This is a genomic window from Providencia sp. M-27 (genome assembly GCF_011077905.1).
GTDB classification, from domain to species: Bacteria; Pseudomonadota; Gammaproteobacteria; order Enterobacterales; family Enterobacteriaceae; genus Providencia; species Providencia huaxiensis.
Genome location: NZ_JAALBT010000026.1, coordinates 20387 through 30330 on the forward strand (window position 1 = coordinate 20387; position 9944 = coordinate 30330).

The 9944-nt window shown below is 47.1% G+C and carries 17 protein-coding genes; 14 read left to right on the plus strand and 3 right to left on the minus strand.

The annotated features are described in order from the left end of the window. Positions 1–73: 73 nt before the first annotated feature. From G6Q48_RS20570 to G6Q48_RS23100, 6 genes are all read left to right on the plus strand, one after another. Positions 74–292 (plus strand): hypothetical protein, encoded by a 219-nt coding sequence (locus tag G6Q48_RS20570; RefSeq protein ID WP_042847047.1) that lies wholly within the window; start codon positions 74–76, stop codon positions 290–292. Positions 293–415: 123 nt separating this feature from the next. Further along, positions 416–904: a hypothetical protein gene (locus G6Q48_RS23085; protein WP_042847046.1), complete on the plus strand. Its 489-nt coding sequence runs from the start codon at positions 416–418 to the stop codon at positions 902–904. A gap of 57 nt (positions 905–961) precedes the next feature. Next, on the plus strand, positions 962–1408 hold the full coding sequence (locus G6Q48_RS23090) for a hypothetical protein (RefSeq protein ID WP_052219361.1): 447 nt from the start codon (positions 962–964) through the stop codon (positions 1406–1408). Between the two features lie 63 nt (positions 1409–1471). Next, positions 1472–2272, plus strand: coding sequence for a methyltransferase (locus G6Q48_RS20585; RefSeq protein WP_166268281.1), 801 nt, complete (start codon positions 1472–1474; stop codon positions 2270–2272). Between the two features lie 130 nt (positions 2273–2402). After that, on the plus strand, positions 2403–2738 hold the full coding sequence (locus G6Q48_RS23095) for a hypothetical protein (protein ID WP_166268283.1): 336 nt from the start codon (positions 2403–2405) through the stop codon (positions 2736–2738). Between the two features lie 24 nt (positions 2739–2762). Continuing rightward, complete coding sequence (locus G6Q48_RS23100; RefSeq protein WP_166268285.1) at positions 2763–3071, plus strand: hypothetical protein; 309 nt, start codon at positions 2763–2765, stop codon at positions 3069–3071. Positions 3072–3148: 77 nt separating this feature from the next. Here the strand turns inward: G6Q48_RS23100 and G6Q48_RS20600 are convergent, their stop codons facing one another. Next, a complete protein-coding gene (locus G6Q48_RS20600) occupies positions 3149–3565 on the minus strand; it encodes a helix-turn-helix domain-containing protein (protein WP_042847042.1) in 417 nt (138 codons plus the stop codon). Continuing rightward, complete coding sequence (locus G6Q48_RS20605) at positions 3562–3873, minus strand: type II toxin-antitoxin system HigB family toxin (RefSeq protein ID WP_042847414.1); 312 nt, start codon at positions 3871–3873, stop codon at positions 3562–3564. Before G6Q48_RS20605 ends, G6Q48_RS20600 begins: the two co-directional genes overlap by 4 nt. Positions 3874–4042: 169 nt before the next feature. On the opposite strand from G6Q48_RS20605, the gene G6Q48_RS20610 reads away from it, so the two are divergent. The 8 genes from G6Q48_RS20610 to G6Q48_RS23115 all read left to right on the plus strand — a co-directional run bounded on the left by G6Q48_RS20610 (position 4043) and on the right by G6Q48_RS23115 (position 9120). Further along, complete coding sequence (locus tag G6Q48_RS20610; RefSeq protein ID WP_042847041.1) at positions 4043–4609, plus strand: hypothetical protein; 567 nt, start codon at positions 4043–4045, stop codon at positions 4607–4609. 119 nt (positions 4610–4728) lie between these two features. Next, positions 4729–5046 (plus strand): hypothetical protein, encoded by a 318-nt coding sequence (locus tag G6Q48_RS23105; RefSeq protein WP_042847040.1) that lies wholly within the window; start codon positions 4729–4731, stop codon positions 5044–5046. A 23-nt stretch (positions 5047–5069) separates the two neighbouring features. Beyond that, entirely contained in the window at positions 5070–5348 is a 279-nt protein-coding gene (locus G6Q48_RS20620) for a hypothetical protein (protein WP_162762192.1), read from the plus strand. Between the two features lie 303 nt (positions 5349–5651). Further along, positions 5652–6524 (plus strand): RepB family plasmid replication initiator protein, encoded by an 873-nt coding sequence (locus tag G6Q48_RS20625; RefSeq protein WP_052219406.1) that lies wholly within the window; start codon positions 5652–5654, stop codon positions 6522–6524. 518 nt (positions 6525–7042) lie between these two features. Continuing rightward, positions 7043–7528, plus strand: coding sequence for a hypothetical protein (locus G6Q48_RS23110; protein WP_226617273.1), 486 nt, complete (start codon positions 7043–7045; stop codon positions 7526–7528). 62 nt (positions 7529–7590) lie between these two features. Then, entirely contained in the window at positions 7591–8022 is a 432-nt protein-coding gene (locus G6Q48_RS20635) for a hypothetical protein (protein ID WP_144138807.1), read from the plus strand. A 185-nt stretch (positions 8023–8207) separates the two neighbouring features. Continuing rightward, entirely contained in the window at positions 8208–8690 is a 483-nt protein-coding gene (locus G6Q48_RS20640) for a hypothetical protein (RefSeq protein ID WP_042847038.1), read from the plus strand. A 58-nt stretch (positions 8691–8748) separates the two neighbouring features. Next, positions 8749–9120, plus strand: a complete 372-nt coding sequence (locus G6Q48_RS23115) for a hypothetical protein (RefSeq protein ID WP_042847037.1) — start codon at positions 8749–8751, stop codon at positions 9118–9120. Positions 9121–9282: 162 nt separating this feature from the next. Here G6Q48_RS23115 and G6Q48_RS20650 read toward each other — a convergent pair. Further along, a partial coding sequence (locus G6Q48_RS20650) for a hypothetical protein (RefSeq protein WP_166268265.1) occupies positions 9283–9944 on the minus strand: 662 nt, incomplete at its 5' end.

Genomic DNA, 9944 nt, shown 5'->3' on the forward strand with positions numbered 1-9944 from the left:
GAACCTCTTTGTCAGCGCTGAACCTGTGGGATGATCTTCCTATCGAACCAACTCGGGTTTAAAAGGAAGATTCATGGGTGCCAACCGTAGAAACAAGTTTGGGGTCAGCCGTCGCTTTGCTGTCCGTTATGACCGGGCAAATGATCCGGAGTATATGGCTTTGGTTGAGCGATACCAGACAACTAAGCGATACAGCCAATCGGGCAAGGCGGGTGATGACGACCACAAGGAAAGCGTTCGCGCGCTTCATCATTACCACGGGAAAATAGCTGTGGAGTCCTTCCGGAAATAACATTTTCACTACTCGATATTGTTTCTCAAAATAATCTCTTTTCTATTATTCGTCAGCGGCTTAGGTCATGTTTTACTGGTTAAGTAAACAAAACAACGATACCAATAAGAAAAGAGGATTCACATGTCAGATAAGCAAGAATTTATCCAAAGTTTTATCGTCACGTTTAGTGCAGATGCGCCCATTGGATCCTTGCCCAAAGAAGGGTTGGAGTTTTTCCATTCATCTAATCGCAGTGTCTCATTCGGTTTTAATCGACTAAGTGGAAAAGAAGCGATTGGTAGCTTTCTTAGAGCGTTTAAGCCAGACCATGAGTTTGTGCAGCAGCTGGATGAACTGCTTGCGGCTCCTACGCCAGATGAAGGGGCATTGGAGGATTTGCGTGGTTGGATCAATGCGATGGAATGGACGGCAGAAGAGCTGTTGTATGAGCTTCGCAGCGTGGGGGTTATCTCCATTGTCATGAATAGCATCATTTATCGTGGCGCGTTTTTCCACACTGAAGTGACTGGCGCTGCCTATATCGGTGGAAAAATGGAATCGCTGGAATTGAGTGGGGAAACAGTCCTAAAGCAGCTTCATCAAGAGTTAAACGTACAGTACGTAGTCTGACACCTAATCGTTCGGTCTGATCGCAGGCCGAACATTATCGCAACGAGGAAACCCGTTATGAACCAGCTGAAAATCGACAAGCTAAAACAGCAATACGTTTTCACTCAAGACCGTGGTGTTTTCAAGGTCGGGATAGCCCTGCTGGCGAAGCGTGCAAAAGCCGTGGCTCAGTGGATGGGGGTTGTCGAACCGAAGAGCAAAGCAGGCTCTTTCGAGCATTACACCGAGTGTATGGCAATGATGGAAAAAGGCCATCAGTACGCGAAGCGCACCGGTTTGCAATGCACTGGGAACCTGAGTCCTCAGCTGGTGGGCTATGAAGGCGAACGGGTATCCGTTGTCGATAATGCTGGGCATACCCGAAGTTTCTGGGTTGCACGCACTCTGGGATGGATGCCAAGCCATCTTGAAGTTGATCGTCTACCAGCCATGTTCTGGCAGGACAACGATGAAGACGACGTACTGGCTGCTGAAAGCTATCAATCCGTCGTAGTGATCGGGTAAAGCAATTTAAGCCGTCAGCGTGGGGCTGGTGGCTAATTCAATATCAATAAATTGGGGTAAGAAATGCAAGTATCAAATGACGTCCTCGCAGTTCTGTCTGAAGCGCGTGTGGAGGGCAACAAACTCTTCCTGGAAGGCCAGCTGGATCGTCGCCTGTACACCAACACCAACAAGGTGCTTGAAGCCGCTGGTGGGAAGTGGAACCGCAAAGAGAAAGCCCATATTTTTGATGGCAGTGCGGAAGGGCGTATCGACGACATTATCCTGTCTGGATCGGTTGTGGTGCCAAAAGACGACTTCAACTTTTTTCCAACGCCGGAAAAAATCATCAATACGATGGTTACCAGTGCCAATATTCAGGACGGGGATCGAGTGCTGGAGCCGTCCTGCGGTGATGGGCGTATTGTCAAAGCTGTGGCTAAAGCGGCAAAAAACCTCAATATCGTGGCTGTTGAGCTGGATGAAAAGCGCGTTCAGCAACTGAACAGCGACCCTGAAATTACGTCGCTGGTAAACCCTGAATTTACGGGCACAAGCCTTGAACTGGTCAATGCTGATTTTCTCAGCCATGAAATGGACGAGAAATTCGATGTCATCATCATGAACCCGCCTTTCAAAAATAAGGCCGACATTAAGCATACAAACCGAGTGTTGGATCTGCTGCTTTCAGGTGGGGTGTATACGCAAGGTGGTCGCCTGCGGGGCATTTTGTCTGCGGGCGTGCTGTTCCGTGAAGATGCCTTGACCAAGGCCTTCCGTGAGCGTGTGAAACTGCTCGGGGGCTCATTCACTGAACTGGAAGACAAAGCTTTCAAAGAGTCCGGCACGATGGTCAAAACTGTTCTACTGGAAATTGACCTCTAACAGCCAATGTCAAAGCCGCCTTCGGGCGGTTTTTTCGTCAGCGATATCTGCTGAGTGATACTGGAACTTCCCGATACCGGGGGGGAACGCCATCCAAAGTGAGGCGCTGAAAAGAGCGCTGGGGGGATAGATGAAGCCACGAAACATTATCAGCGTAAATCCGAATTCAACCGTCTTTGGCGGCCAGGGTAGTTGGGTTAACGAACACTTGCTGGAGGTGCTGATTAATCGCGGCATGTTCAGTTCGGCGTTAGAGCGATATCGCCAGAGGGGTAAAGGGGTGATGTCTGTTCCCGTACATATCAGCATCCGGTTGTTTGGGATCAGCGTATCGGGTGCGCACATGCTCATTACGCCGTATGGCCTGGTGTGCAAGTTCGATGATAACGAGTTGGGTGAGAGCTACTCATTCGACGTGAGTGGTGAAGCGCGAAAGCTGTGGAAAAGCGTTTGCCATATTGGCTGACAAGTTGGGGTTAAGGGGGTTGTCATGCTGGCACTACTGATCGGCACTTTAACGTTGATGACATTGTCCTTGCTGGTGCTGTGTGGATTGTATGCAAAGTACCAGTATCACGAAACACACAAATTGCCAGGGCTGCGAAGTCCAGTGGTTGTGTGTCTCTCGTTGGCGGTTAAATACATAGGCCTTTTTGGTTTGATGTTGACGGTGACAACGGCTTTCCTAGACTCGTTTCATATCCCAGCTTCAGGGGGATTTGTGTTGATAGCTTTCGTGCTGCATGCGGGTCTTGGTGCGACCTGTACTGTTCTGCACAACCGGCAGCTAATTCGGTAAGATTGTCCACTGAATCAAAAAAGAAACCCGCATAAAAAGCGGGTTTTTTGTTAGTGTAGGAACTCGATTGTAACCGTTTAGTCTATGAAAATGGAGGCAGGGATATTAAAACGCGCAGACAGTTTTTTAATGTGCTCCAGTGTTAATCCTCGTTCACCGTTGAGGATGCGGCTAACGTATGAGCGCGAACCGAGCTCATCTTGAAAGTCTGTCGTATTAAGGTGGTATTGATCCATCAGCGTTCTCAATGCTGCTACACCGCCATTGCTTTTTGCTAAGCGCTCGTTAAATTCAGCAAATTCGGGCGCTGTTTTTTCATACGCATCAATCTTCGCGCAAATCAAGTCGATAAGCGGGTTGTCTGGGTCATTTTCGACAAGGTGCTCAACCAGTTGAACGGCTTTTTCATAGTCTTCGCGAGAATGGCTGTTTCCCAATAACGGCACAATGCTTATCAGGTTTTGTGCTGCGTTTACTGCATCTTGAAACATCATGCTTTTGTTCTCCGGTAGTGATCAGTCAACCTATCGTATTCAGCGTGGGTTGTTATATGTTTCACGAATATTTTCCCCCGGTCAAAGTCGGCAAAAAACATCATTCTTAATGAATTGCCACTGATGTCGATGACCCACCATTTCTCTCTATACTTCATCCGATCAAGGCTGGGGAAAACCTTTTTAAGCTCATCAGGCGTTTGATAACTGTCGCGCTTGAGTGTTCGATATATGTCAGATAGCGCCTGAGCACTGTTTGGAAATCGCTTGGATGCCTGGTCAAAAGGTTCTCTTGATATTACGTGCATTGCATCTCTCATGTTTCCTATTTGTCAACATTGTAGCATCTAAACTATTGGTTGCCAATATGGCAACTAATAAATTAATTATTCTGCTATCTATTCTTCGTCAGCGGTTGAGGTCATGCTTCAATAAAGAGGTAAACAAAACAAACAATATCAATAAAAGAGGTTTCTTATGTACTGCACAGTCAAAGAGTTAATCGCGCACCTGTCCACAAAAAATCAATACGATGTTGTGCTTTCCAAGCTGTGGGATACTGAAGACATCCACCAAGTTTTGTCTGACAATGAGATGGAACCCATTTCTGAATATGAGGCACACAAGGCGCTTCAGCTGGTGGATCGAACTCATGATGCAAACATCGGCATTACATGGGATACGCTGCTCTGTGCAGTGGAGTCGCCACGAAACCTAACAGCTGAGCAATATGCGCTGGCTAATACCTGCTTTACCGTACCTCGCGAACTGTACTCCGTCTGTAACGAAGTGACGCTCCCAGCTGGGTCAATTACCGTGGAGTTTGATGCGTTTGAGCTCCGCTCAGCTATCGCCACGTCCAAACTTACCATTGCAAAAAAGCATGAGCTCGGTGGCTTTGTTAAATCAGTTTCCGGCAGCTGTGATACACCCGCATTCCACTGGAGTGTTTACGCAGAGTGCCGCAACGGAAAATGCACGATCTGCTTGCAGGATAATTTCCAATCCAAAGAATATCGTTGGGTCGAAAAGAGCCTGCAATGAAATAGCGCTGTAACGCTTTCTACGATGCGATGTGGTACTCATCGCATCATTTCGCACAAAACATCGTAAAACTGCTGAGGATCGCCATGAGAGAGCCTCAGGGCATGAAAGGGTAACCAATGCTGACTGAACTTAAACTCCAAGATAATATTCGCTGTTTGAACGTAACGCTGAAATTTGACAAATCCGCGCTGATCGACGCTTTTGCTGTATTGGAAAGAAACCCGCAATTCCTCCATGTTGTCATCTATAGCGAAGCGACGTTCGACGACTTTGATGACTCGGATGAGAGTGTTGAAAACTGCATGAGCGACCCCGTTCTGGCGGTATGGCGATCTGGAGCGTGTATAACTTGGATAGACCGTGCCGATGACACTGAATTTCAGTGCGATTTGCCAAGCATCAGTGTACTGAACTCTACGAGGGATTACGCGTGACCAGTGAAGAAGCCATTAAGCATTTGAGACGCAGTATCTGGGACTTGTCAGGGCAAAAAGAAGCGCAGGCTGAGCGTGTGCTGGCTTACCTGAAAGTGCGTGTCAATCGCGCCAAGGGGCTGGTGGTGAATCCTATTAGCCCAAAGCCGATGACATTCATGCAAGCGATAAGACTGGGCTATATTCGGCAGCAAGGCAACTGGAAAGATGCGCCCTGGGTTTTCGATAACCGCATCATGCCCTCAGCTTCAGCTGCGTTAGATGAAGCTAACAGACAACTCAAAGCCCATTGGGCAGAATAGCCACCCAAACAAAAACCAGTACCTGTGTTGGGCGCTGGTTTTCACTTATCAACTTTTCAACAAGCTAGATCCTAATAATTAACCTAATTAGTTCCTAACAGATCCTAAAAGATCCCTGTCGCTCGCAGGCCGCTGGTGGCGTGGCCTACAGAGGATTGAGGTGAGTTTGAAAGGGAGGAAAGTGAGTTTGAAAGGGAAGAAAGTGAGTTTGGATGGGATTTGGGTGTGGTACAGTGGGAAACTCGGTGAGTCTGAAAGGGGAAAGCCGAGTTTTTATTCACAACCATGAGGGGTTATGGTTTGATGCAACAAAATTGTAGTAATAACATCCTGTTATTCAAGGATGCGATACCTGCTGACGAAAATTCGTCACACAGGAAACTCACAATAACAAACAGTTCGAGTGTTCAACCCGTCTCGTTATTGCGGCTTGGCGTGTTTACACCGAATATCCGATCGAAAGGAAAGGTTGGTAAGCCGTTGGACGCGAGCGAATCGCTCAGCTACCTGGAGTATGCCCGTAGTGAAGGCTACACCAACGTGGTGATCACCGGTCCACAGCTTAACTATTTCATTGATTTTCGTTGCTGGTTGGGGATTATCCATGCGTTTAGCGCATGTCCTGATGCTCTGCATGGAAATAAGATCAAGGTTAAATTCAGCGAGTTCTCGCAGTTCTGCGGGTATCCATCGAAGCGGCTAGATTCGAAATTGCGTAAGGAGATAGCCGACTCGTTAACTCGAATCAGGGCAAAGACCATCACATTCACAACGCCAGGTACCAAGAAGTTTTTGGTAACAGGCTTGCTGTTGAAGGCAGAATTTGATGTTGTCGATGATCTGGTTGTACTGGAAGCAGATGAGCGCCTTTGGGAGCTCTACAGCAATGACCACTTAAGTTTGTTACGACGCAAGCCGCTAATGGCACTGCCGAGAAATGAGACAGCCCAGGCGCTGTATACTTATTTCGAAGCGTTGCCACGACAGCCTGCGCCAATCCAAATGTCGAGGCTTCGTGAACGCTTGATGATGAATGGTAGGGTCGCAGACCAAAACCGTAAAATCACCGACGCTCTCAACGAACTGAATAGTATTGGCTATTTGCAATACGAGGTCATCAAGGCTGGACGGGACTCGGTCGTGCATGTTCACAACCGAAACCCGACGTTGGATTAAGCGAGTCATATCGGAAACCCGTCGAAAGGCGGGTTTTTTATTTGGTAAACAAAACGAATGAAAGAGTGAGTTTGAACGGGTAATTCTGATAGGAGTAAGCTTGAGAAAGGTGAGTTGTGGTGGGTATGCGTCCTGTCCAAAGTGAGTCGTAGCGGGTAACCTAGCGATAAAGTGTGTTATAGCGGGAACTGATCGGTTAAAAAGAGAACAAACTCAGGAGTTTTAGACAAGAAGCGGGCTGTAGGGACATAAAACAGGGTAAAAAATCAACATTATTCCCTTGCCATCCCATCCAATCACACCTTTTTCGTCAGGCCTTGATCAACAAGACTATATTTCCCGTTCAAACTCACCGAAACTAAGTATATATTTCCCGCTCAAACTCACTTTGGTGAGATTCGGGGCATGGTCTGAATGCAATAAAACAATAAAACTACCCGTTCAATCTCACCTTTTGACCTGGTGGCGAAAATTTCGTCACGGGCTTGGCTGGGGATACTATGGTATCAGGAGGAATTATGAATCAATTTGGTGAACAGCTGAAGCTGTACTCTGATCGCCAGCGCGATGAAAAAAAGCGGACGGCATTGGATGTTCAATACGTGCAGTCCGAAGGAAAAGAAGGTTTTCTGACGCTGAATATCTCGATGGCACCCATGACATTGGAAGGGCGCGATGTGCTCTGGGATCAGAAAATCACGATACAACTGTCCCGGTATGAATTGACCGCATTTTGCGGCGCTTTATTCGGGCTTGAAAAAGAAATGCGTGCTAAGTTCCACGGCGCGAACAAAAACAAAGGCTTTGTGGTAAATAACAATGGGTCAGTGGGTTGCGGCATGACGATCTCTGAAGCCGGGAATACAATGACATTCATGTTAGATCATGCTCGGCGAATAGAGTTGGGCGCTTTTGTACTGCGACGTCAAGCTGAAGCTTGGAAAATGTCAGCCAGTGATGTGTTGGCAATCATGCGTCAGTCGGTCAGTATCAAAAAACAGTGAGTTTGCTGAGGGGCAAACTTTCTGTTTGTGCTCCGTGGGGGAGCGATAAAAGGGGGTAAGTGTTGAAAAAGCCATTCCTGCTTCTGGCTGGTATGCTCATGTTGACAGCAGAGCTCCATGCCTCAGTCGATACATCCGATCAGCAACAGGACTCTCGCATTAATCAGATCGGTGCAAGCCCTGTGGAAACTCGGCCGTATTCTGAAATCAAACATCACGTCCATGATGGCCCGGTCGAATTATTCCTGGTTGAGGAAGTGACTTCCGTTGACCAGTCGCTGCACACCGTCGTTATTTACGACGGAAGCCGATACGAACTGAAAGGGCAGGTGGATTGGCTCAGTCCTGGAAAAGGCAACATGCCTCCTGGTGGCTGGGCATTCACTGTCTTCGCCTCTACAAAGGAAACATACGCTTGCTCGCCGGAGGTGGTGCAATCAGGCAACGGTTCATGTGTGCTGTTTGTGCCGAAAAATGAAGAAACACCGCTGTAAAGTCACAGCCCTGATTATCACAAATTTACAGACGATAATCAGGATGACGTTTCCACGGGCTGACAGGGAGGAAACCTAAAAGCCCATAAATTGAAGGTAGTCGGTATACCAGGATAATTATCCATTGTTGGGGTAACCGGCACGGCGACCGCCACCCGTAAGGGTTTTACAAACGAGTTGAGCATATGAAAATCATGATCAGGGTAATCGTATCTGTAGTGGCAATGGCCGTTTCCGCTCAGGTTGTTTCGGCAGAAATGCAATCGGTGAATTTTGTGGTGCCATCTTCAGTGGCAAATCAGGATCCGACCGGCGTAAAAAAATTACGCATGAATTTGGACCGGTTTTTTGTTAATTCTCTGGTCGAAGGGGAGCAGCAGCAACTGGTACAGCCGGTTTATTTTGAAGGGCCATATCGCTATTCACTGATCCGTGCCTTTGATGGCAATAACACCGTTATTCATCTGGCAGGCAGTAAACATGTTTTATCGGGTGTGTCGGGCAGGTTTACGCCTATGCAGGCGGGTAAAAAACTGGTGGCGTTACGTGACAGCGAAGACACCGTCTTGGTTTGTCAAGAGAGAGTGCTGCGGTTGAAGTTCGCTAAATGCTGGCAGGTTGTTCACAGTGATCTGCCGCTCGCAGTGATCCCAGAAGAAACCGAGTGAATGCATCGTAAAGTGGTCACTTTCGATCGCGCTACGTGAAATCCGAAGGAGTTTGCGGATGATTATGGCTGAATCGGTAGAATTACCGAGCTTGATTTCGTTGGGTATTACAGTTGCCAGTGCTGTGTTTTTTGTTTACTTCTGGAATAGGGATAGGCTGGGTTTTTTGTTGGTCCCGACGTTTTTTGTTTTTCTTTTGGCTTTGTCGGTCTTTTTGACTTGCTGTATGCTGCCAACTGTCAACACTGAAGACACGAAGCAAGCTAAGCATTATGCGACAGAATGCGTGTTGTTAGAAATGGGCATACCGACCCAGTTCGGCAGAATGAATAAACTGAAATGCCACGAGATCATCGAGCATGTTGGAACGGACTCTTACCAGTGGCATATGGCTCTGTACGAAAAGCTGAAGCAGAAAGAAAAGGTATAAAAAATCTGCGATCGGCGATCGGTGTGATATGCTGATGGCAACTGAAGTAGCGAGCGTGTCTGAGGGGACGCGCCGCGCGAGGGGTTCCCCCAGAGCGGGGTAGATTAAGCCACCAGCAAAATGCCGCACTAATCATGCGGCATTTTTGTTTCTAGCCATACATCACTTTAATGTAACTTCAGATCTGGAGTCATTCAGATATTTCAGGCATAAAGCTTTAAAGTCAGACTTCCATTCCTCAATTCGAAAATCATAGCGTTCTTGAAATGCACTTGTCTCTGTGTACATGGAGAACGCATAATTCTGATATAACTTTAGGGCAGTGACTGGCTGGTTAAGAGAGAAATATGCGTCGATGCATTCTTTCATCATCGGGTAGTTATGATTGGTTTTTGTGCCGCCGAAATTTAAGTCAAGCCCACCACTAGTGACTTTTTGAATAACAGGATCTGAGCTGAGCTCTGAAAAATCCATGCCTTGCTTCAAAAAATAAAGCACTTTGTCATGCGGTACTCCGAATCCCCAGTTCGACACATAAGAATTTAAGGCGGCTTTGATACTCAGAAGTCTATTTTTCGATTGTTGATATAAACCGGCTAAAGCGAGCCAGTATTCGCTGGATTCTGTGAATGAATTACAGGCCATTAGGCCGTAATGAATTGCATCCTCGATCTTTTGTTTTTCGCGAAAATGCTGTGATTGCTTAAACAAATTAACGGCAAGCAGGGGTTGTGTGCCCATTTCATCGAAAAGTCCAAAGTTTGCTCCTAGCCCTGTAATATCAAGGGCTACAGATAGTGTGTTATACGACAGTATTAACACTT